Source organism: Pseudomonas sp. Sample_23, assembly GCF_004307595.1.
Lineage (GTDB): Bacteria > Pseudomonadota > Gammaproteobacteria > Pseudomonadales > Pseudomonadaceae > Aquipseudomonas > Aquipseudomonas atacamensis.
Map to the genome: position 1 here is coordinate 44,369 of NZ_RCNX01000070.1, position 23,015 is coordinate 67,383.

The window sequence follows — 23,015 nt, forward strand, 5'->3', positions numbered from 1 at the left end:
ATTCCCACGCGGAGCGTGGGAACGATCATCCCCGGTGGTGTTTACCCCGGGGGATTTTTATTGCCTGTCAGATCGCCTTCGCGAGCAAGCTCGCTCCCACCTTTGAAATGCATTCCCCTGTGGGAGCGAGCCTGCTCGCGAAAGCCGCGACTCGGTTTCAGATCAGAGCTTGGCCGCTGGACGCCCCGGCTTCTTGGTCTGCAACAAATGCGAGAACACCGCATGCAGATCATCCGACGCGCCTTCCTCGTCGAGGTTGAGCTTGCTGTCGATGTGATCCATGTGATGCATCATCAGGTTCACCGCCAGTTCGCCGTCGCGCTTTTCAATGGCGTCGATCAACTGGGTGTGTTCGTCGTACGAACAATGCGAGCGGTTGCCGCTTTCGTACTGGGCGATGATCAGCGAGGTCTGCGACACCAGGCTGCGCTGGAAGCTGATCAACGGTGCGTTCATTGCCGCTTCCGCCAGCTTCAGGTGGAATTCACCCGACAGACGAATACCGGCACCACGATCGCCACGGGAGAAGCTGTCGCGCTCGTCGTTGACCATCTGCCGCAGTTCGGCGATCTGTTCGGCAGTGGCATGTTGCACCGCCAGTTCAGTGATCGCCCGCTCGACCAGACGCCGGGCGAGAAACACCTGACGCGCCTCTTCAACGCTCGGGCTGGCGACAACGGCGCCACGATTCGGCCGCAACAGCACCACGCCTTCATGGGCCAGACGCGACAGTGCGCGGCGAATGATGGTGCGGCTCACCCCGAAGATTTCCCCCAGCGCTTCTTCGCTCAACTTGGTGCCGGGCGCCAGACGCTGTTCGAGGATGGCCTCGAAGATATGCGCGTAGACAATATCGTCCTGGGTTCCGCTGCGGCCGGCTTTGCCTGCTCGCGGTTGTTTCTTGAGGGGTTGCAACTGTTCGTTCATGGGCACTCGAGTCGGGAAAACTGCGGCGAATAGACCGTGACTGTAATACGGCACAGTAGGTCGCTGGCAAGTATCGCGTAAAAAACAGCGCGATTGTACACAATGAATGGTGGCAACACGACTGTACGGCTGTTTGCGCCTGCGGCTGTATTGCAACGCTGGGTTACGTTTGAGTTTAGGCTTGATCGCAGAATCCGCTGCATGACCGCAATCCCTCGTGGGAGCGAGCCTGCTCGCGAAAGCCATTCCACATTCACTATGAATGTTGACTGACCTACCGCTTTCGCGAGCAGGCTCGCTCCCACAGAGGTTCTGTGTTGTGGCGGACATCTCCATTGGTATAAGGAACACCGCCGTCATGACCGACGCCACCCACGCCCGCCTGCGCCCTCTCGCCGACACCTCGCCTTCCGCCATCGTCGCCGGTTTCATCGCGATGATGACCGGTTACACCAGTTCGCTGGTGCTGATGTTCCAGGCCGGGCAAGCGGCCGGCCTGAGCAGCGGGCAGATTTCCTCGTGGATCTGGGCGATTTCGATCGGCATGGCAGTGTGTTCGATCGGCCTGTCGCTGCGCTATCGCACACCGATCACCATCGCCTGGTCGACCCCCGGCGCGGCGTTGCTGATCACCAGCCTGGGCGGCGTCAGTTACGGCGAGGCGATCGGCGCCTACATCACGTGCGCGGTACTGGTGACGATCTGCGGCCTGACCGGCAGCTTTGAACGGCTGGTGAAAAAGATCCCGGCCTCTCTGGCGGCGGCCTTGCTGGCAGGGATCCTGTTCAAGATCGGCAGCGAAATCTTCGTCGCCGCGCAACACCGTACCGGTCTGGTGCTGGGGATGTTCTTCACTTATCTGCTGGTCAAGCGCCTGTCACCACGCTATGCGGTGCTTGCAGCGCTGCTCATTGGCACTGCGCTGTCGGGCTTCATGGGGCTGCTGGATTTCAGCGGCTTTCACCTGGAAGTGGCCACCCCGGTGTGGACCACGCCGCACTTCTCCCTGGCCGCGACCATCAGCATCGGCATTCCGCTGTTCGTGGTGGCGATGACCTCGCAGAACATGCCCGGCATCGCCGTGCTGCGCGCCGATGGCTACACCGTCCCGGCCTCGCCGCTGATCACCACCACCGGCATCGCCTCGCTGCTGCTGGCGCCGTTCGGCTCCCACGGCATCAACCTCGCGGCCATCAGCGCGGCGATCTGCACCGGCCCGCATGCCCATGAAGATCGCAACAAGCGTTACACCGCAGCGGTGTGGTGCGGGGTGTTCTACGGGATTGCCGGGGTGTTCGGCGCGACGTTGGCGGCATTGTTTGCGGCGTTGCCCAAGGAACTGGTGCTGTCGATTGCCGCCCTGGCGCTGTTCGGCTCGATCATCAATGGCTTGAGCATTGCCATGAGCGAGGTGAAGGAACGGGAAGCGGCGTTGATCACCTTTATGGTCACGGCGTCGGGGCTGACACTGTTTTCCATTGGTTCGGCGTTTTGGGGGATTGTGGCGGGGGTTTTGACGCTGGTGATTCTGAATTGGCGCAGAGCTTAAGATCAAAAGCCCCTCACCCTAACCCTCTCCCAAAGGGAGAGGGGACTGACCAAGGTGCTCGGAAAATATACGCCGACGAGGGATACCAAGTCGAACTCACATCCCGAAAAGCCCACAAATCGGCCCCCTCTCCCTCGGGAGAGGGCTGGGGTGAGGGGCGAATCCACCACCAAACCCAAGCCGTACCACCCAAACCCCAGACGAAAAAAAACGGCGACCCTCAGGTCGCCGTTTTTTTCAGTATCACTTGGCCGCGTTGATCGGCTTTTCCGGATACCACACGTCCAGCAGCGGGCTGACTTCGTACTTGGTCAGCTCGGAGCGGTTTTTCAGCCAGGCTTCAACGGCAGCGCGCTGCTCTTCGTTGACCGAGCCACGCTTCTGCAGGCACACCAGACCGAAGTCGTCGCCGCCAACATAACCCAGACCGTTGGCTTCCATGGCTTCTTTGATGAATGCTTCGAGGAAAGCGTCAATGGCTTCTTCGGACAAGTCTTCTTTGAAGTCCAGGTTCAGTTCGAAACCCAGCTCTTGAAATTCATCAACGCACAGTTTTTTGCGCAGACGCTGGGAACGGTTAGTCGCCATTGGAACAATCCTCTTAAGTAATAACGGCCGGCACTTTACCAGTTTAAGCCGGCGATTGCCCGACTCTCTGGTCGCTGCGGCCGACCGCCTGTAAAAAAATAAGCGATTGGCCGGGCCTGACACGGCACAAGCTGTTACAGCTTGGGGCATAATGCCGACACTTTCATGACCACTGAGGGCCTTTTCATCCATGTCCTCGTCTTTTTTCCCCTCTTTTGCAGGGTTTTATTGCATATGATCAAATCGTTGCGTCCACTGTTTCTCGCCGGCCTTCTTCTGCCTCTGGCCCTGCCTGTCTCCGCTGCCACCATCAACACTTCCCTCACCCCGAACGTCGAAAAAGCCCTCAAGGCCAGCAAGTTGCAGCCCACTGCGCTGTCGCTGGTGATGGTGCCGCTCGACGGTCCGGGCACGCCGACCGTGTTCAACGCCGACGTCTCGGTCAATCCGGCCTCTACGATGAAACTGGTCACCACTTACGCGGCGCTGGAAATGCTCGGCCCCAACCATCAGTGGAAAACCGAGTTCTACACCGATGGCGACCTGAGCGGCGGCATTCTCAACGGCAACCTCTACCTCAAGGGTGGCGGTGACCCGAAGCTGAACATGGAAAAACTCTGGCTGCTGATGCGCGACCTGCGCGCCAACGGCGTGACCCAGATCACCGGCGACCTGATCCTCGACCGCAACTTCTTCGTGCAGCCGCAATTGCCGGAATTCAACGATGACGGCAACGACGACAACAAGCCGTTCCTGGTCAAACCCGACTCGTTGCTGGTCAACCTCAAGGCCCTGCGCTTCGTCGCGCGCAATGACGGTGGCCGCGTACTGATTTCGGTTGAGCCGCCGATTGCCAGCATCCGCATCGAAAACACCGTCAAAGCCCTGCCGTCCAAGCAATGCACCGGCGGCGTGCGCTACAACCCGGTGCCGCAGGCCGATGGCAGCGTGACCGTGACCGTCGGCGGCCAGTTGGGCGAAGGCTGCAGCTCGCAGACTTACCTGTCGCTGCTCGACCATGCGACCTACACCGCCGGCGCCGTAAGGGCGATCTGGAAGGAACTGGGTGGCAGCATCCAGGGCAAGGATCGTCTGGCACCGACGCCGAGCAGCGCCAAACTGCTCGCCCGCGCGTACTCGCCGGATCTGGCCGAGATCATCCGCGACATCAACAAATACAGTAACAACACCATGGCCCAGCAGCTGTTCCTCAGCCTTGGCCAGCGTTTCCGCAACGATGCCGACGGTGATGACGCCCGGGCTGCGCAGCGCGTGGTGCGTCAGTGGCTGGCGAAGAAAGGCATCACCGCGCCGCATCTGGTGATGGAGAATGGCTCTGGTCTGTCGCGGGCCGAGCGGGTCAGCGCGCGTGAGATGGCCAACATGCTGCAAGCCGCCTGGCACAGCCCGTACGCCGCCGAGTACATCAGCTCGCTGCCGATTGCCGGCACCGACGGCACCATGCGCAAACGTCTCAAAACCACGGCGATGCGCGGCGAAGCCCACGTCAAGACCGGCACCCTGAACACCGTGCGCGCGATCGCCGGTTTCAGCCGTGATGTGAATGGCAATACCTGGGCAGTGGTAGCGATCCTCAACGACAAGGCCCCGTTCGGCGCCTCGTCGGTGCTCGATCAGGTGCTGCTGGATCTGTACAAACAGCCGAAACTGCCGCAGACCGCTTCGGTGCTGTAACCCAATCCAAGCCACACCACAAAACCCTGTGGGAGCTGGCTTGCCAGCGATAGCGGACTGTCAGTCACCGAATATGCTGACTGGAATAACCCTATCGCTGGCAAGCCAGCTCCCACAGGCTTGTGGTGTATCGAGCATCAGCGGCTCAGCTCATCTCCCGCTCAACCCGATCCCGGCCATTCTGCTTCGCCGCGTAGACCCCTGAGTCGGCGCGCAGCAACAATGCATCTGCGCCCTCCCCCGGGCGCCAGCTGGCGATGCCGAAACTGGCGGTGACCAAGCCGACCACATCCACCGGCGCGCTGCGCAAACCTTCCCACAACTCCATCGCCAGCATATAGGCGTGTTCGCCGTCGATGTCCGGGCACAGCACCATGAACTCTTCACCGCCCAAACGGCAGAACACGTCGGTACGGCGCAGGCGATGGCCGATCCGCTCGCAGACTGCCTGCAGCACGCGGTCGCCGACGGCGTGGCCGAACTGATCGTTGATGCGCTTGAAGTGGTCGATGTCGAGCATGATCACCGACAACTCACCGCCGCCACGCTCGACCCGGGCCATTTCGGTGGTCAGGCGTTCCTGGAAATAGCGGCGGTTGTGAATGCCGGTCAGCGAGTCGGTGATCGACAACGCGCGCAATTCCTCTTCCACGCGCTTGAGATCGGAGATATCCGAGATATAACCGTGCCACAGCACTCCGCCGCCCGGCAGCTCTTCCGGTGTCGCCTCGCCGCGCACCCAGCGCAGACCGCGCTCGGGCAGTTGCACGCGGTACTCTTCGCGCCAGGGGCTGAGGTTTTCCGCCGATTCGCGGATCGAGCTGCGCACGCGAATCGCATCCTGCGGGTGGATACGACTGAAGATCGCCTCGGAGTCGAGCAGCAGCACATCCGGCTCCAGCTCGTAGATTTCGCGGATGCCATCGCTGGCGTAGATCACGCTGAAGCGTCCGTCGAATTCCATCTTGAATTGGTAGATGCCACCGGGAACATGGGCGCTGAGCTTCTTCAGCAATGTGTCGCGTGCTGCCAGCACTTCGTGCACGCGTTTGCGCTCGGTGATGTCGATGCAGATCGCCAGATGACCGACCCACAGGCCTTGCTCGTCAAGCACCGGGGTGGCGAGCATGTTCACCGGCAGATGACTGCCATCGCTGCGCACCAGGGTCCATTCGCGTGCCTCGTGGCCGCCGACCTCGCCGCCCTCGACCAGCATCGCGTGGCAAGTCGGAATGCTTTTGCCGTAGCGCGCACTCAACTCGGCCGAACGCGCCGCCAGTTCCCGTGGTAAATGCAGGTTCTCCAGGGTCATGCGCCCAACGACTTCGGCGCTGCTGTAGCCGAGCATTTGCTCGGCGCCGGGGTTGAAGGTGTTGATCACCCCGCGCAGGTCGGTGGCAATGATCGCGACCTGAGTGGCGGCATTCAGAACGCCGCGCAGTTGACCGTGGGTGCCGCGCAATTCCTGCTCGCGCTCGTGCAACTCCTGGGTGCGCACCTCGACCAGGCGCACCGCGCGCTGGCGCTGGCTGACCAGCACGTAAAGCAAAGCGCTGAGCAGTGCGCTGAGCAAGCCACCAAGAATGATCACGCTGCCCACCGACGAATGGTTGGCCTGCATGAACGCTTCGCTCGGCAGGATATCGACCTGATAGTCGTGATCGGCCATGCGCAGCAAGCGCGTCGCCGCCAGTTCGCCGGGCACCGCCTCGTTGCTCGATTCGAACAGCGCCTCGTGCTGATCCTGGGTCGACAGGTCGAGAATGCGCACCGACAGGTAATCGTGCAGGGCATCGGGCAGTCCGTCGGCGAGCAACTGGCGCATGCTGATCACCGCCATCACATAGCCGAACGGCTGCGACTCTCCAGCGCGACTGACCGGCGCCAGCAGCAGCACACCACGCGCATACGACGGCTCGATCCCGACCAGATGCATCGGTTGCGACACCGCCATGCTGCCGAGCTGGTCGGCGCGTTGCAGGGTTTCGCGGCGCAAGGGTTGGGCGAGCAAGTCGTAGCCCAGCGGTGGCGCCAGTCGGCTTTGGGTCTGCGTGTAGAGCACCGGCACGTATTCATCGCGCGGCGGCGCCAGTTGCAATTCGCCTTTGGCGTCCAGTTCGCGAATGGTGAACTCGCTCAGGCCTTCGTCACGCACCTGCTGTTCAAACGCGGCCCGTTCAGCACCGCTGACTCGCGGCGCGTAAGTGTAGGCTTGGGTGCGCAGCAATAAGGGTCGGGAGTACCCGTCGAATTCGGCGCGGGACACTGACTCGGAATTGGCGAAGAACCGCCGCAGACTATCGAGACGTTGCTCCTGGTCCTGAAAACGTTCGGCGATGCGGCTGTAGCGTTCGTTGGCCAGCAGTTGGAAACGCTGACGCGATTGTTGCTGAAACTGGTTGAAGGTGCCCCATGCGAGCAGCCCGGTGAGAATCCCGCCGGCAAGCAACACCAGCAAAGCGACCAGCCATGCTGAGACGTCTTCACTGATGAAACCGAGGATTTTCGGGCGCACGGGGTGCAACGGCATAAGCACGACTCACTCCGCCAGATTTGCGGGAAAACCCCATTGGCGGTGTGTGAGTTATAGCTATTAGCCACTAATTTAGCTAGCACCGCTGGATCCACCGAGCCGTTAAAAATCAAGGCTCTGTGGATCCAACCAGTGAAAGCGTCAACGAGCCGTGATTTTCCAGGCGCGGTGGATCTTGGTATTGCGGGCGAAATCCGGATCAATGGTCTGCGCACTGATTTCCTCGACCGCATAACGCTCGGCGAGGTTTTCCTCCAACTGGAACTTGCGGAAGTTGTTGGAGAAATACAGCACGCCACCCGGTGCCAGCCGCGCCATCGCCAAGTCGATCAACTGCACCTGATCGCGCTGCACATCGAAGATGCCTTCCATGCGCTTGGAGTTGGAGAACGTCGGCGGGTCGATGAAGATCAGGTCGTATTCGTCACGGCTGCTTTCCAGCCACGCCATCACATCGCCCTGCTCCAGACGGTTCTTGTCCGAGAAGCCGTTCAGCGACAGGTTGCGCCGCGCCCAGTCCAGATAGGTTTTCGACAGGTCGACGCTGGTGGTGCTGCGAGCGCCGCCCTTGGCCGCGTGCACGCTGGCGGTCGCGGTGTAGCAGAACAGATTGAGGAAGCGTTTGCCGGCCGCCTCTTTCTGAATGCGCATACGCATCGGCCGGTGATCGAGGAACAGACCGGTGTCGAGGTAGTCGGTGAGGTTGACCAGCAACTTCACGCCACCTTCATTGACCTCGACGAACTTGCCCTGCGCCGCCTGACGCTCGTACTGCTTGGTGCCGCTCTGCCGCTCGCGGCGCTTGACCACCACGCGGTTCTTGTCGACGTTCAACGCCTGCGGAATGGCCGCCAGCGCATCGAACATGCGCGCCGAGGCTTTTTCCGGGTCGATGGATTTCGGCGCGGCGTATTCCTGAACGTGCACCCAGTCGTGGTACAGGTCGATGGCCATCGCGTATTCCGGCATGTCGGCATCGTAAACGCGGTAGCAATCGATGCCTTCGCGCTTGACCCACTTGCCCATTGCCTTGAGATTTTTCTGCAAGCGATTGGCAAACATCTGCCCGCCTTCGCTCAGGCGCGGCTGCTCGATCACTGGCGCCGGGGCTGGTGTCGGCTTGATCGGGTTGCCGTTCTTGTTGAACTTGCGCTCTTGCGGCTCATCCGGGGCCTGATCGTAAGCCGCTTGCTCGCGCTCGGCCTGACGCTGTTCCGGGGTGCGGCGCTCGCCAGTGACGAACTGATCCGGCAGAACCTTGATCAGCAGCAGTTTGCACGGCAGCGCGCCGTTCCAGAACGAATACTGCTTATGGCTGCGGATACCCATGCGCTTGCCCAGATCCGGGGCGCCGGTGAACACCGCCGCTTCCCAGTTCAGGCAGGCCTGACGCAGACGCTCGCCCAGATTCTGGTAGAGATACAGCAGGCTGGCTTCGTCACCGAGACGCTCGCCGTACGGCGGGTTGCAGATCACCAGACCTTTCTGGTTCTGGTCCGGGCGCGGCTCGAAGGTCGCCACTTCGCCCTGGTAGATCTTGATCCACTCGCTGAGGCCGGCGCGTTCAACGTTGTTGCGGCCTGGCTGAATCAATCGTGGATCGGCTTCGTAACCGCGAATCCACAGCGGCGGTTTGGCCAGACCGGCGGCGGCACGCTCGACGGCTTCTTCATGGAGTTTTTTCCACAGTGCCGGCACGTGACCGAGCCACGCGGTAAAGCCCCACTGCTCGCGACGCAGGTTCGGCGCCATGTCGGCAGCGATCATCCCCGCTTCGACGAGGAACGTACCGACACCGCACATCGGGTCAGCCAGTGCGCCACCTTCGGCGGCAATGCGCGGCCAGCCGGAACGGATGAGGATTGCCGCCGCGAGGTTTTCCTTCAGCGGCGCCGCGCCCTGCTGCAAGCGATAGCCGCGCTGGTGCAGGCTGTGGCCGGACAGGTCGAGGGACAGAATCGCTTCGCCGCGATCCAGACGCAGGTGAATGCGCAGGTCCGGGTTGAGTTTGTCGATGGATGGACGATCGCCCTGCGGCGTGCGCAGTTTGTCGACGATGGCGTCTTTGACTTTCAGCGCGCCGAAGTGGGTATTGTCGATGCCCGAGCCGTGGCCGCTGAATTCAACGGCCAGGGTGCCGTCGCTGAGCATGTGATCCTGCCAGTCGATGTCGAGCACGCCGTGGTAGAGGTCTTCGGCGTCCTTCATCGGGAAACGCTTGAGCACCAGCAACACGCGGTTGGCCAGACGCGACCAGAGGCACAGGCGATAGGCGGTTTCCATGGTCGCCATGCCACGCACGGCGGAGGTGTGCTCGCGCGCTTCTTCAAGGCCAAGCCCGACGGCTTCCTCGATGAGCAGGCCTTCAAGGCCTTTGGGGCAAGTGAGGAAGAGTTCGAAACGATCGGACATGGTAATTCCAGAGCCTTTGGCTAGTGGGCCGGCAACGCATTGCCGACCCGGTTTTCAATCAGGCGCTTTTCTGAAAGAGCGCCCGCGTGGCACGAAGGTGTGCCGTTCCATCCCCGCTGCTCGGGTTAAAAGAGCTTAGATGCCGGGACAGATAAAAAAGTTGGTGCAACAAAAAGACTGAAAGCGACCCTTCGTCGAATATTACCCAAGCGCAAACGTGGGTCATTCTCACTAAAGGATTAACCCCCTGAGTCAGCGGGGCGCCGATCATACCGGGGTTTGCGCATTGAACGTTGGATAAATACGCGGTTACTTATCGCCATAGCATCCTTTACGTTACGTGCTTATGACAAAACGATCATTCCCTCGGTGTGACTCATTGGTTAGAACTGAGCACAGGTTGACGTCGCAACGGCGTCAACACCTTGGCTCGCCACGCCGGCAGCGAGCCGCACGATGGCAGGTTTTTTCTGCCAGACCTCAATTGAGGTCAACGCGACACTACAGTCAACAAGTGAGGGAAACACCCTATGAGAAGACTTAAGCGTGATCCGTTGGAAAGAGCATTTTTGCGCGGATATCAATATGGCGTTGGTGGCAAATCCCGTGAGCTTTGCCCATTTACTCTACCGTCGGTACGTCAAGCCTGGATCAACGGCTGGCGAGAAGGACGCGGCGACAACTGGGACGGTATGACCGGCACTGCGGGAATCCACAGACTCAACGAACTTCACGCCGTCGGCTGACACAGGGCATTTATTCCGACACGACAATCTGAATTTGCAATGAATTAACCACGCACGTCCTTCCCGGACGGCGGGCTACGGCCCAGGGGCTCCTTCGAGGAGCCCTTTTTAATGCCTGCAAAAAGGGTTAACCGGGTTCCACGTGACGAGGGGATTTATCCCCGCTCGGCTGCGCAGCAGTCGCGAATTCGGAATTTCAATTTAACTGGCATATCAATGTGCAAGGTTTGGGGCTGCTGGGCAGCCCAGCGGGGATAAATCCCCTCGCCACAAAGGCCCCCCAACGCCTCGGCAATCCTCAGCGCAACGCGGCGATCGCATCCACCGATTCACGAATCAGCGCCGGGCCTTTGTAGATGAAGCCCGAATAGATCTGCACCAGGCTCGCGCCAGCAGTGATTTTCTCCGCCGCGTGTTTGCCCTCGGTAATGCCGCCCGCGGCAATGATCGGCAAACGCCCGGCCAATTCGCCCGCCAGCACTTTCACGGTGTGGGTGCTCTTCTCACGCACCGGCGCACCCGACAGACCGCCCGCCTCGTCGCCATGCTCCATGCCTTCGACGCCGACACGGCTCAAAGTCGTATTGGTGGCGATGACCGCGTCCATGCCGGTTTCGATCAACGCCTGGGCAACCTGCGCAGTTTCTTCGTCGGTCATGTCCGGCGCGATCTTGATCGCCAGCGGCACATGCTTGCCGTGACGCAGGGCCAGTTCGGCGCGACGGGTGGCCAGATCAGCGAGCAATTGCTTGAGCGAGTCACCGAACTGCAGGCTGCGCAGGCCCGGGGTGTTTGGCGAGCTGACGTTGACGGTGACGTAGCTGGCGTGGGCGTAAACCTTGTCCAGGCAGATCAGGTAATCGTCGACCGCACGCTCGACCGGAGTGTCGAAGTTCTTGCCGATATTGATGCCCAGCACGCCCTGGTATTTCGCCGCAGCGACCCGCGCCAGCAGGTTATCCACGCCAAGGTTGTTGAAGCCCATGCGGTTGATGATCGCCTCGGCTTCCGGCAGGCGGAAGATTCGTGGTTTCGGGTTACCCGGCTGCGGACGCGGGGTCACGGTGCCGATTTCGACAAAACCGAAACCCAGTTGCGCAAAGCCATCGATAGCCGCGCCGTTCTTGTCCAGGCCTGCCGCCAGCCCCACCGGGTTCGGGAACTCCAGCCCCATGACGGTCACCGGCATTTTCGCCGGCGCCTTGCACAGCAAGCCGTTGAGGCCCAAACGTCCACCCGCGCCGATCAGATCCAGCGACAGATCGTGGGAGGTTTCCGGGGAAAGTTTGAACAACAGCTGACGGGCCAGGGTGTACATGGGCGGCAATGACTCGGGCGGCGAAAAGAGGCGGCGATTATAGCCGGGCATCGTCCCCCGGCGCGAGGCGCCTGCGCGAATCAGGCGACTGGCATATGCCTTGCACCACCCCGCTCATCAGTCTGCCGACCAATGACGGCGCGCAGGCCAGAACAATGGCGTCGTCCCCGGGTTTTGCCTGCGCAGAATCCGGGACGACGTTTTTTTTGAGGTAGCGTATGAACGAAACGTCCTTGGGGCCTCTGGCCTGGGTCAATGGCAGCGATGCGCCGGAAAAGAGCGCGATCAATCTCGGCTTCATGGCGCTGAGCGACTGCGCCTCGGTGGTGGTCGCCGCCACCCAGGGCTTCGCCCAGCCCTACGGCCTGACCCTGAACCTCAAGCGTCAGGCGTCATGGGCCAACCTGCGCGACAAACTGGTCAGCGGCGAACTGGATGCCGCGCACAGCCTGTACGGACTGATTTACGCGGTGCACCTGGGCATCGGCGGCGTCGCCCCCACCGACATGGCAGTGCTGATGGGCCTGAACCAGAATGGCCAGAGCCTGAACCTGTCCCATGGTTTGCAACAGGCTGGCGTGAACAGTCCTGAAGCGCTCGATCGGCACGTGCACCAAAGCCGCGCAAAACTGACCTTCGCCCAGACCTTTCCCACCGGCACCCATGCGATGTGGCTTTATTACTGGCTGGCGAGCCAGGGCATTCATCCGTTGCAGGACGTCGACAGCGTGGTCGTGCCGCCGCCGCAAATGGTTGCGCACCTGCAAGCCGGGCGCATCGACGGCTTTTGCGTCGGCGAACCGTGGGCGGCCAGCGCCGTGCAGCAGGATCTCGGTTTCACCCTGGCGACCAGCCAGAGCATCTGGCCCGACCACCCGGAAAAAGTCCTCGGCTGCACCCGCGAATTCGTCGAGCAATATCCCAACACTGCGCGGGCGCTGGTGATGGCCATTCTTGAGGCCAGTCGCTTCATCGAAGAAAGCCCGGAAAACCGCCGCAGTACCGCGCAATTGCTCAGCGCTGCGGAGTACCTCGACACCCCCGCCGCGTGCATCGAGCCGCGTTTCATGGGGGATTACGCCGACGGCCTCGGCAATCGCTGGCAGGATCCGCATGCGCTGCGTTTTCATGGCGATGGCGAGGTCAATCTGCCCTACCTTTCCGACGGCATGTGGTTCATGACCCAGTTCCGTCGCTGGGGTCTGTTGCGCGAGGATCCGGATTATCTGGCCGTCGCCCGCCAGGTTCAGCGTCTGGATCTGTACCGCGAGGCAGCGAGCGCTGTCGGTATTGCGGCTTCGCACGCCGACCTGCGCAGCAGCCAGTTGCTCGATGGCAAGGTCTGGGACGGCAGCGATCCGGCGGGCTATGCGCGCAGTTTCAAGCTGCACGCGTTGAACGACGCCGCCCCGCTTCTCGCCCAGCGCTGACAGGAGACCGCGAACATGTTGCGCATTCTGCTGATCAACGACACCGCGAAAAAAGTCGGACGCCTGAAAGCGGCGCTGACCGAGGCCGGCTTCGAAGTGATCGACGAGTCCGGCCTGACCATCGACCTGCCGGCGCGCGTCGAAACGGTGCGCCCGGACGTGATCCTGATCGATACCGAGTCACCGAGCCGCGATGTCATGGAGCAAGTGGTGCTGGTTAGCCGCGACCAGCCCCGGCCGATCGTGATGTTTACCGACGAACATGACCCGGGGGTGATGCGTCAGGCGATCAAGTCCGGGGTCAGTGCCTACATCGTCGAAGGCATTCACGCACAACGGTTGCAGCCCATTCTCGACGTGGCGATGGCGCGCTTCGAGAGTGACCAGGCCTTGCGCGCGCAATTGCAGGCCCGTGACCAGCAACTGGCCGAGCGCAAGCGCATTGAACTGGCCAAGGGTTTGCTGATGAAGATGAAGGACTGCAACGAGGAAGAGGCCTATACGCTGATGCGCCGCCAGGCGATGAGCCGCCAGCAGAAGCTGATTCAGGTGGCGGAGCAGATCATTGCCATGAGTGAGTTGCTGGGCTGAAATTTTCGCTGCAAATCAAGAGCCCCTCACCCTAGCCCTCTCCCGGAGGGAGAGGGGACCGACCGCGTTGTCTTGCGCTGTCCGCCGACCTGAACGACCGAGTCGATTATGGATTCACTCGAAATCGTTCAGATCGGCAAATGATTCGGCCATCCCCCGCTCGGTTCCCTCTCCCTCTGGGAGAGGGCTAGGGTGAGGGGCTTTTGCTTTTCAGCTGTTGGCACAAATCTCGCTAAGTAAACCGCACAGGTAACCAACGGCGGTTGCCCCACCTACGACAAAGACGTCGCTCACCCCGTTCGCCCCTCGGCGAATCAGGTAGCGGCGTTTTTGCGTTTTGGCCCCACAGAACGGGGCCGGTGGTGCGGCCGTGAGGCGCTCCACCTGCTGTGCATGACTCCTTTCGAGACTCTTTTCAGCCGAGGTGCGCGATGAATTCAAGCTTCTGGAAATCCGGCCATACCCCGACCCTGTTCGCGGCCTTCCTGTATTTCGACCTGAGCTTCATGGTCTGGTACCTGCTCGGCCCGCTGGCGGTGCAGATTGCCGCCGACCTGCACCTGACCACCCAGCAGCGCGGACTTGTCGTCGCCACGCCGATTCTGGCCGGCGCGGTGTTGCGCTTCGCCATGGGCATGCTCGCTGATCGCTTGTCGCCCAAGACCGCCGGGCTGATCGGCCAGGTCATCGTCATCTGCGCGCTGTTCGGCGCCTGGAAACTCGGCATCCGCAGTTATGAACAGGCGCTGATCCTCGGCTTGTTCCTCGGCATGGCCGGCGCATCATTTGCCGTGGCGCTGCCGCTGGCCTCGCAGTGGTACCCGCCCGAGCACCAAGGCAAAGCCATGGGCATCGCCGGTGCGGGCAACTCCGGCACCGTGTTCGCCGCGCTGCTGGCGCCAGTGATTGCCGCCGCGTTCGGTTGGAGCAATGTTTTCGGTTTCGCCCTGATCCCGCTGGTTTTGACCTTGGTGCTGTTCGCCCTGTTGGCAAAAAACGCCCCGCAGCGGCCAAAACCGAAAGCCATGGCCGACTACTTCAAGGCCCTCGGTGATCGCGACAGTTGGTGGTTCATGTTTTTCTACAGCGTCACCTTCGGCGGCTTCATCGGCCTGGCCAGCGCCCTGCCCGGTTACTTCAACGATCAATACGGTCTGAGCCCGGTAACCGCCGGCTATTACACCGCTGCATGCGTGTTCGGCGGCAGCCTGATGCGGCCGCTGGGTGGCGCGCTGGCCGATCGCTTCGGCGGCATCCGCACCTTGCTGGCGATGTACACCGTCGCTGCGATCTGCATCGCAGCGGTGGGCTTCAATCTGCCAAGTTCCTACGCGGCGCTGGCGCTTTTCGTCTGCACCATGCTCGGCTTGGGCGCCGGCAACGGTGCGGTTTTCCAACTGGTGCCACAGCGTTTTCGTCTGGAGATCGGCGTGATGACCGGGCTGATCGGCATGGCCGGCGGTATTGGCGGCTTCGCCCTGGCGGCCGGCATGGGCGCGATCAAGCAAAGCACCGGCAGCTATCAACTGGCGCTGTGGTTGTTCGCCAGCCTCGGTGTGTTGGCGTGGTTTGGCCTGCACGGCGTCAAGCGTCGCTGGAGAACCACCTGGGGTTCGGCGGCAGTAACGGCGGCGCGGGTCTGAGGCCTCAATGGCCCTGCAACTGAGCTTCGCCGAAGCCAGCGCCACCGGCCCGCGCGCGGAGAATCAGGACGCCCTGCGCTCGGTGACACCGGCGCCGGCACTGGCGGTGAGCAAGGGTTATCTGTTCGCCATCGCCGACGGCGTCAGCCAATGCGCCGATGGCGGCCTCGCCGCGCGTTCGACCTTGCAGGCGCTGGCGCTGGACTACTACGCGACGCCGGAAACCTGGAGCGTGGCCCAAGCGCTGGATCGCCTGCTGCTCGCGCAAAATCGCTGGCTGCAGGCCAACGGTGGTGGGCAACCGCTGTTGACCACGGTCAGCGCGCTGGTGATGCGCGGTCGACGCTTCACCCTCGCCCACGTCGGCGATTGCCGGATCTATCGCTGGCACGCCGAGCGCTTGCAGCGCATCAGCGAGGATCACGTCTGGGAGCAACCGGGCATGCAACACGTGCTCAAACGTGCGCTCGGGCTCGATCAGCATCTGGTCCTGGATTTCCTCGACGGCGAACTGCGTGAGGGTGAAAGCTTCGTGCTGCTCAGCGACGGCGTCTGGTCGACCCTGGGCGATACCGCAATCGCGGCGATTCTGCGTGATCAAGCGGATCTGCCCAGCGCCGCGCAAACCTTGGTCAACGCCGCGCATCTGGCCGGCAGTCAGGACAACGCCAGTGCCCTGCTGGTGCGCGTCGATGCGCTGGGCGAAGCGAGCATTGGCGATGCGCTGGTGCAATTGCAGCAATGGCCACTGCCGCCAACGCTGAAACCCGGGCAAGCGTTTGAAGGCTGGCAGGTGCAAGGCATCATCGGCCAGAGCCAGCAATCATTGCTGTATCGCGTGCTCGATAGTCAGGGCCAGCCTTGGCTGTTGAAGACCTTGCCGACGCGCCTGGCCGACGATCCGCAAGCCGGGCAGGCGCTGCTGTCGGAAGAATGGTTCCTCAAGCGCGTGGCCGGCCGGCATTTTCCGCAAATCCATGCCTGCACTCAGCGTCAGCATTTGTACTACGTCATGCGCGAATACGCCGGGACGACGCTGGCCGAAATGTTTCAACTCAACGGCCCGTTGCCATTGGCGCAGTGGCAGGACATCGCCGAACGACTATTGCGCGCGGTCGGGCTGCTGCATCGACGGCAGATTCTGCATCGCGACATCAAACCGGAAAACCTGCTGTCAGGTGACGACGGCGAGCTGCGCCTGCTGGATTTCGGTCTGGCTTACTGCCCGGGACTGTCGGAGGACGCGCCGTCGACCCTGCCGGGAACGCCTAGTTTCATCGCCCCGGAAGCGTTTCGCGGCGAACCACCGAGTGCACAACAGGATTTGTATTCTGTCGGTGTCACTCTCTATTACCTGCTCACCGGGCATTTTCCCTATGGCGAAATCGAAGCGTTCCAGCGGCCCCGATTCGGCGTGCCGGTGAATGCCAGTCGCTATCGCCCGGACTTGCCGGACTGGCTGGCGCAAAGTCTGGAACGCGGCGTCGCCGCCGATCCGCAGCAACGCTTCGAAACCGCTGAAGAGTGGCTGCTGGTGCTGGAACAGGGTGAGCGGCAAAGTTTGAGTGTGCGGCCCCGGCCTTTGTTGGAGCGGGAGCCGTTGAAGGTCTGGCGGACCATGGCGTTGCTGGCGTTGCTGGGGAATGTAGTGCTGCTGGTTTTGTTGTTTCACAGTTGAATCGCGCCGCGCCATTCGCGAGCAAGCTCGCTCCCACAGGGCATTTGTGTCGTTCGCAGACACCTTGTGGGAGCGAGCCTGCTCGCGAAGGCATTCGGTGTGACACCGCTTAACCCCAAGAATTAACGCGCCACGAACGAGCAACACGCCTCGATTCGGTGCAAAAAACCTCCTGTCACAACCCGAACACCCAATAAAACCGCGTCCACCCAAGTTGGCACAACCACTGCATTACCCTTTTCACCATACATAAAGCCCAACCTTCAACGACGAAGGCTGCGCTTCCCGAGAGAACGGGACCAGGACAAAGGCGTCCTCGCTAGGCAACTAGCGGGACGCCTTTTTTTGTTTGCGCGAAATTTGTCGAGCAAGGCCCGACGGCCCACCAGAGGCCAGCCGCAGCTCCCGGAGAACCTGATGAAAAAACTCAAACTGGTGATGATCGGCAATGGCATGGCCGGGGTGCGTACCCTGGAAGAACTGCTCAAGCTGAGCGACGAGCTCTACGACATCACCGTCTTCGGCGCCGAACCGCACACCAACTACAACCGCATCCTTCTGTCGCCGGTGCTGGCCGGCGAGCAGACTTTCGAAGAGATCGTCCTCAACGACCTCGACTGGTATCTGGAAAACAACATCAAGTTGCTGCTCAACCGTAAAGTGGTGGAGATCGACCGGGTCAAACGCCGAGTGATTGCCGAGGACGGCACCGAAGCCGAGTACGATCGCCTGCTGATCGCCACCGGCTCGACCCCGTTCATCCTGCCAATCCCCGGCAACACTTTGCAGGGCGTGATCGGCTATCGCGACATCGCCGACACCCAGGCCATGATCGACACCGCCAGGACCCACAAGCACGCCGTAGTCATCGGCGGCGGCCTGCTCGGCCTCGAAGCGGCCAATGGCCTGATGCTGCGCGGCATGCACGTGACCGTGGTGCACCTCGGCGAATGGCTGCTGGAGCGGCAACTGGACAAGACCAGCGGCCAGCTTCTGCAATCGGCGCTGGAATCCCGTGGTCTGCACTTCCGCCTATGCGAACAGACCCAAGCCCTGCACGATGCCGGCAATGGCCGGGTCGGCTCGGTGCAGTTCAAGAACGGCGACATCATTCCTGCCGATCTGGTGGTGATGGCCGCCGGCATCCGCCCCAACACCGAACTGGCAGAAAAGGCCGGCATCCCGTGCAATCGCGGGATTCTGGTCAACGACACCCTGCAAACCTACGACCCGCGCATCTACGCAATCGGCGAATGCGCCAGCCATCGCGGCATTGCCTACGGCCTCGTTGCACCGCTGTTCGAACAGGCCAAGGTCTGCGCCAATCACCTCGCGCAACTGGGTTTCGCTCGCTATCAGGGTTCAGTGACCTCGACCAAATTGAAAGTCACCGGCATCGACCTGTTCTCCGCCGGCGATTTCATGGGCGGCGAAGGCACCGAGACCATCACCCTCTCCGACCCGATCGGCGGCGTGTACAAAAAACTGGTGATCAAGGATGACGTGCTGGTCGGCGCCTGTCTGTACGGCGATACGGCAGATGGCGGTTGGTATTTCCGGCAGATTCGTGAGAATCACGCCATCGGCGAGATCCGCGATCACCTCATGTTCGGCGAAAACGCTTTAGGCGACGTAGGACATCAAGGCCAGGACAAAGCCATGGTCATGGCCGACAGCGCCGAAGTGTGTGGCTGCAACGGTGTGTGCAAGGGCACCATCGTCAAGGCGATTCAGGAACACGGCCTGTTCAGCGTCGATGAAGTGAAGAAACACACCAAGGCTGCCAGCTCCTGCGGTTCCTGCGCCGGCCTTGTTGAACAGATCCTGATCAATACGGTGGGTGGCGCGGCCGACGTCAAACCGAAAAGCGAAAAAGCCATCTGCGGTTGCAGCGACCTCAACCACGGGCAGATTCGTCAGGCGATCCGCCAGGAACACCTGCTGACCATCGCCGAGACCATGAGTTACCTGAACTGGCGCACGCCCAATGGCTGCGCGACCTGTCGCCCGGCGCTCAACTACTACCTGATTTCCACCTGGCCGGGCGAGGCCAAGGACGACCCGCAATCGCGTCTGATCAACGAACGCGCCCACGCCAACATTCAGAAGGACGGCACCTATTCGGTGGTGCCGCGCATGTGGGGCGGCGTGACCAATCCGTCGGAACTGCGGCGTATCGCCGATGTGGCCGACAAGTACAACGTGCCGATGGTCAAGGTCACTGGCGGTCAGCGCATCGACTTGCTGGGGATCAAGAAACAGGATCTGCCCGGCGTCTGGAAAGACCTCGACATGCCGTCCGGCCACGCCTACGGCAAATCCATCCGCACCGTGAAAACCTGCGTCGGCAGCGAGTTCTGCCGCTTCGGCACGCAGAACTCGACGCAACTGGGCATCGAACTCGAGCACGACCTGTTCAACATGTGGTCGCCGCACAAAGTGAAGCTGGCCGTGTCCGGCTGCCCACGCAACTGCTCGGAAGCGGGCATCAAGGACGTAGGAATTATCGGCGTCGACTCCGGCTGGGAGATGTACATCGGTGGCAACGGCGGGATCAAGACCGAAGTCGCCGAGTTCTTCGTCAAGCTCAAGACTGCCGAGGAAGTCCGTGAATACAACGGCGCGTTCCTGCAGCTCTACCGCGAAGAAGCCTTCTACCTCGAACGCACCGTGCACTACCTGCAACGGGTCGGCATGGAGCACATCAAGAAGAACGTGCTCGAAGACGCCGAGCGGCGCAAGGCCCTGAATGAGCGGCTGCAATTCTCCCTGTCGTTCGAACAGGACCCATGGAAGGAGCGGCTGGCGCAGCCGCAACTGAAGAAAGAATTCGACGTGATCCCCGTGAAAAACCTGGAGGTGCCGGCATGAACTGGCTCGATATCTGTGCGCTGGAAGAGATCAACGCCCTCGGTTCGCGGATCATTGCCGGACCGAAAGGTGACATCGCGATTTTTCGTACAAGCGACGACGAGGTTTTCGCCCTCGATGACCGCTGCCCGCACAAGGGCGGCCCGCTGTCGCAGGGCCTGATCTATGGCAAGCGCGTGGCCTGCCCACTGCACAACTGGCAGATCGACCTCGAAACCGGCGAAGCTCAGGCGCCGGACATCGGCTGTGCCCATCACCATCCGGCGCGGGTCGAGAATGGCCGGGTGCAACTGGCCCTGCGGGACGCCATCTGATGAACCGCCAGACGACCGCCTCGACCTGCTGTTACTGCGGGGTCGGCTGCGGCGTACTGATCGAGCATGACGGCGAGCGCATCCTCGGCGTCAGCGGCGATCCGGCGCACCCGGCCAACTTCGGCAAACTGTGCAGCAAAGGCTCGACGCTGCACCTGACCGGCGACCTCGCCGCCCGCGCCTTGTACCCGGAACTGCGCCTGGGCAAAGGCCTGGCGCGCAGCCGTACTGACTGGGATACCGTCCTCGACCACGCGACCAACGTGTTCGCCGAAACCATCGCCGAGCACGGCCCGGACAGCGTGGCGTTCTACATCTCCGGGCAGTTGCTCACTGAGGACTACTACGCCTTCAACAAACTGGCGCGGGCGCTGGTCGGCACCAACAACATCGACAGCAATTCGCGGCTGTGCATGTCTTCGGCGGTGGTCGGCTACAAACGCAGCCTCGGCGCCGACGCGCCGCCGTGCAGTTACGAAGACCTGGAGCTGAGCGACTGCGTGATGATCGTCGGCAGTAACATGGCCTACGCCCATCCGGTACTTTTTCGCCGGCTGGAGGAAGCCAAATCCCGTCGCCCGCAGATGAAAGTCATCGTTATCGACCCGCGTCGCACCGACACCTGCGATCTGGCCGACCTGCATCTGGCGATTCTTCCGGGCACAGATGTCGCGTTGTTCCATGGGATTTTGCATCTGCTGCTGTGGGAAGACTGGATTGATCGCGATTTCATCAAGGCGCACACCGAAGGCCTCGTCGAACTCAAAACGCTGGTCCGCGATTACACCCCGCAAATGGTTTCGCAGCTGTGCGGCATCAGCATCGAGCAACTGCAGCAATGCGCGCAATGGGTCGGCACTGCGCCGAGCTTCCTGTCGCTGTGGTGCATGGGCCTGAATCAGTCCACCGCCGGCAGCGCGAAAAACAGCGCGCTGATCAATCTGCACCTGGCCACCGGGCAAATTGGCCGGCCCGGTGCAGGACCTTTCTCTCTCACCGGTCAGCCAAATGCGATGGGCGGGCGGGAAACCGGCAGTCTGTCCAATCTGCTGCCGGGTCACCGCGATGCCGCCAACCCGGAGCATCGCGCCGAGGTGGCGGCGTATTGGGGCGTGGAGAGCTTGCCCGAGGCGCCGGGCCTGAGCGCCATCGAGCTGTTCGAAAGCCTGCGCAGCGGCAAAATCAAAGCACTGTGGATTGCCTGTACCAACCCGGCGCAATCGATGCCTGATCAAAGCGCAGTCCGCGCAGCGCTTGAGGCCTGCCCGTTTGTGGTGTTGCAGGAAGCCTTTCGCACCACCGAAACCGCTGCGTTTGCCGACCTGCTGTTACCCGCCGCCAGTTGGGGCGAGAAAGAAGGTTCGGTGACCAACTCCGAGCGGCGCATTTCCCACGTGCGCAAAGCGGTTGTCGCACCGGGCGAAGCGCGGCCGGACTGGGCAATCACGGTGGATTTCGCACAGCGTCTGGAGAAACGTCTGCGCCCCAAGCAGCCAAGCCTGTTCGCTTTCGATCAACCTTCGCAGTTGTTTGATGAATTCAAAGCGCTGACCCGTGGGCGAGACCTGGATCTGTCCGGGATCAGTCATGCCTTGATCGACGAGATCGGTCCGCAGCAATGGCCCTTCCCTGCCGGCGCCCGCCAAGGCACGCCACGCTTGTACGGCGACGGCATTTTCCCTACGGCCAATGGCCGCGCGCAGTTCATTGCCGATCCGTACCGCGCCGCCAAGGAACAACGCGACGCGCGCTTCGCGCTGACTTTGATCACCGGTCGCCTGCGTGACCAGTGGCACGGCATGAGCCGCACCGGCACCGCCGCGCAATTGTTCGGCCACGTCAGCGAAGCCGTGCTGAGCCTGCACCCTGACGAAATGCGCCGGCACCGCTTGCAGCCCGGTGATCTGGTCAATCTGAAAAGCCGCCGTGGCGCAGTGATTGTTGCGGTCGGCAGCGACGACAGCGTGCGTCCGGGCCAGGCGTTCCTGCCGATGCACTGGGGCGATCGCTATCTCAAGGGCGGCGTCAACACGCTGACCTTGCCGGCGTTTGATCCGCTGTCCAGGCAACCGGAGCTCAAGCACAGCGGCGTGCGTCTGGAGGCAGTCAATCTGCCGTGGCAACTGTTCGCCTTGATTGAGGGTGATGTTCAACGGCATTTCGAGACGCTACGACCGCTGTGCGAGGCGTTTTCCTACGTCAGCCTCAGCCTTGTCGGTCGTGAGCGGCCAGCGCTGCTGATACGCGCTGCACACGGCCAGGCGCCGGATCCACAGCTGCTGGGCGAGATCGACCAGTGCCTGTCACTGCTGGATGGCCCGGTTCTAGCCTATGACGATCCGCGTCGCGCCATTGGCAAGCGCGTGCGCATCGAAAACGGCCGTATCACCGCCATTCGCCTGGCCGGCGAAACCCTTGCGCAACACTGGTTGCAGAGCCTGTGGCTGGAGGGCCGCGCCGACCAACAACTGCGGCGCTGGCTGCTCGCGCCGATGAGCGCGCCGCCGGGCACTGTCGGAGCGATCGCCACCGACAAGACCTTGTGCAATTGCGAAAACGTCAGCCTCAACGCAGTCTGCGCCGGCATTCGCCAGGGCCTGGATCTGCAAGGCCTGAAAAACAATCTCCGATGCGGTACGCAATGCGGTTCCTGCGTGCCGGAAATCAAGCGTCTGCTGGCTGCCGAAGCGCGGCCGGTCGCGGTCATTTAACGAGGACAA

Annotated in this window: 15 protein-coding genes; 10 read left to right on the top strand and 5 right to left on the bottom strand. The window is 61.8% G+C overall.

Annotated features, from left to right (window positions below):
* Window positions 1–162: 162 nt before the first annotated feature.
* On the bottom strand, window positions 163–927 hold the full coding sequence (locus tag D8U82_RS18410; RefSeq protein ID WP_007918375.1) for a GntR family transcriptional regulator: 765 nt from the start codon (window positions 925–927) through the stop codon (window positions 163–165).
* Between the two features lie 358 nt (window positions 928–1,285).
* Here D8U82_RS18410 and D8U82_RS18420 point away from each other — a divergent pair, with 358 nt between their 5' ends.
* Window positions 1,286–2,476 (top strand): benzoate/H(+) symporter BenE family transporter, encoded by a 1,191-nt coding sequence (locus D8U82_RS18420; RefSeq protein ID WP_125927611.1) that lies wholly within the window; start codon window positions 1,286–1,288, stop codon window positions 2,474–2,476.
* A gap of 243 nt (window positions 2,477–2,719) precedes the next feature.
* Here D8U82_RS18420 and D8U82_RS18425 read toward each other — a convergent pair whose 3' ends face one another.
* On the bottom strand, window positions 2,720–3,064 hold the full coding sequence (locus D8U82_RS18425) for a YggL family protein (RefSeq protein ID WP_016773843.1): 345 nt from the start codon (window positions 3,062–3,064) through the stop codon (window positions 2,720–2,722).
* Between the two features lie 234 nt (window positions 3,065–3,298).
* Here D8U82_RS18425 and dacB point away from each other — a divergent pair, with 234 nt between their 5' ends.
* Window positions 3,299–4,759: a D-alanyl-D-alanine carboxypeptidase/D-alanyl-D-alanine-endopeptidase gene (dacB, locus tag D8U82_RS18430; RefSeq protein ID WP_039763007.1), complete on the top strand. Its 1,461-nt coding sequence runs from the start codon at window positions 3,299–3,301 to the stop codon at window positions 4,757–4,759.
* A 145-nt stretch (window positions 4,760–4,904) separates the two neighbouring features.
* Here the strand turns inward: dacB and D8U82_RS18435 are convergent, their stop codons facing one another.
* Window positions 4,905–7,289 carry a diguanylate cyclase gene (locus D8U82_RS18435; RefSeq protein WP_130902700.1) on the bottom strand — a complete coding sequence of 795 codons (2,385 nt, stop codon included), beginning with the start codon at window positions 7,287–7,289 and terminating at the stop codon, window positions 4,905–4,907.
* A gap of 144 nt (window positions 7,290–7,433) precedes the next feature.
* Entirely contained in the window at window positions 7,434–9,704 is a 2,271-nt protein-coding gene (gene rlmKL / locus D8U82_RS18440; protein WP_125927613.1) for a bifunctional 23S rRNA (guanine(2069)-N(7))-methyltransferase RlmK/23S rRNA (guanine(2445)-N(2))-methyltransferase RlmL, read from the bottom strand.
* 530 nt (window positions 9,705–10,234) lie between these two features.
* Between rlmKL and D8U82_RS18445 the strand changes: the two genes are divergently transcribed.
* On the top strand, window positions 10,235–10,450 hold the full coding sequence (locus D8U82_RS18445) for a ribosome modulation factor (RefSeq protein ID WP_003223300.1): 216 nt from the start codon (window positions 10,235–10,237) through the stop codon (window positions 10,448–10,450).
* A gap of 298 nt (window positions 10,451–10,748) precedes the next feature.
* Here the strand turns inward: D8U82_RS18445 and D8U82_RS18450 are convergent, their stop codons facing one another.
* Window positions 10,749–11,768, bottom strand: coding sequence for a quinone-dependent dihydroorotate dehydrogenase (locus D8U82_RS18450; RefSeq protein WP_071171588.1), 1,020 nt, complete (start codon window positions 11,766–11,768; stop codon window positions 10,749–10,751).
* A 218-nt stretch (window positions 11,769–11,986) separates the two neighbouring features.
* Between D8U82_RS18450 and D8U82_RS18455 the strand changes: the two genes are divergently transcribed.
* From D8U82_RS18455 to D8U82_RS18485, 7 genes are all read left to right on the top strand, one after another.
* A complete protein-coding gene (locus tag D8U82_RS18455) occupies window positions 11,987–13,198 on the top strand; it encodes a CmpA/NrtA family ABC transporter substrate-binding protein (protein ID WP_130902701.1) in 1,212 nt (403 codons plus the stop codon).
* A gap of 15 nt (window positions 13,199–13,213) precedes the next feature.
* Window positions 13,214–13,789 carry an ANTAR domain-containing protein gene (locus tag D8U82_RS18460; RefSeq protein WP_007916390.1) on the top strand — a complete coding sequence of 192 codons (576 nt, stop codon included), beginning with the start codon at window positions 13,214–13,216 and terminating at the stop codon, window positions 13,787–13,789.
* Between the two features lie 431 nt (window positions 13,790–14,220).
* Window positions 14,221–15,432 (top strand): nitrate/nitrite transporter, encoded by a 1,212-nt coding sequence (locus tag D8U82_RS18465; protein WP_130902702.1) that lies wholly within the window; start codon window positions 14,221–14,223, stop codon window positions 15,430–15,432.
* Window positions 15,433–15,439: 7 nt separating this feature from the next.
* A complete protein-coding gene (locus D8U82_RS18470; RefSeq protein WP_130902703.1) occupies window positions 15,440–17,110 on the top strand; it encodes a bifunctional protein-serine/threonine kinase/phosphatase in 1,671 nt (556 codons plus the stop codon).
* A gap of 417 nt (window positions 17,111–17,527) precedes the next feature.
* Window positions 17,528–19,981, top strand: a complete 2,454-nt coding sequence (nirB, locus tag D8U82_RS18475) for a nitrite reductase large subunit NirB (RefSeq protein ID WP_016773837.1) — start codon at window positions 17,528–17,530, stop codon at window positions 19,979–19,981.
* Window positions 19,978–20,295 (top strand): nitrite reductase small subunit NirD, encoded by a 318-nt coding sequence (nirD, locus tag D8U82_RS18480; RefSeq protein ID WP_016773836.1) that lies wholly within the window; start codon window positions 19,978–19,980, stop codon window positions 20,293–20,295. Before nirB ends, nirD begins: the two co-directional genes overlap by 4 nt.
* Window positions 20,295–23,006, top strand: a complete 2,712-nt coding sequence (locus D8U82_RS18485; protein WP_130902704.1) for a nitrate reductase — start codon at window positions 20,295–20,297, stop codon at window positions 23,004–23,006. The genes nirD and D8U82_RS18485 overlap by 1 nt, the downstream gene beginning before the upstream one ends.
* Window positions 23,007–23,015 lie beyond the last annotated feature (9 nt).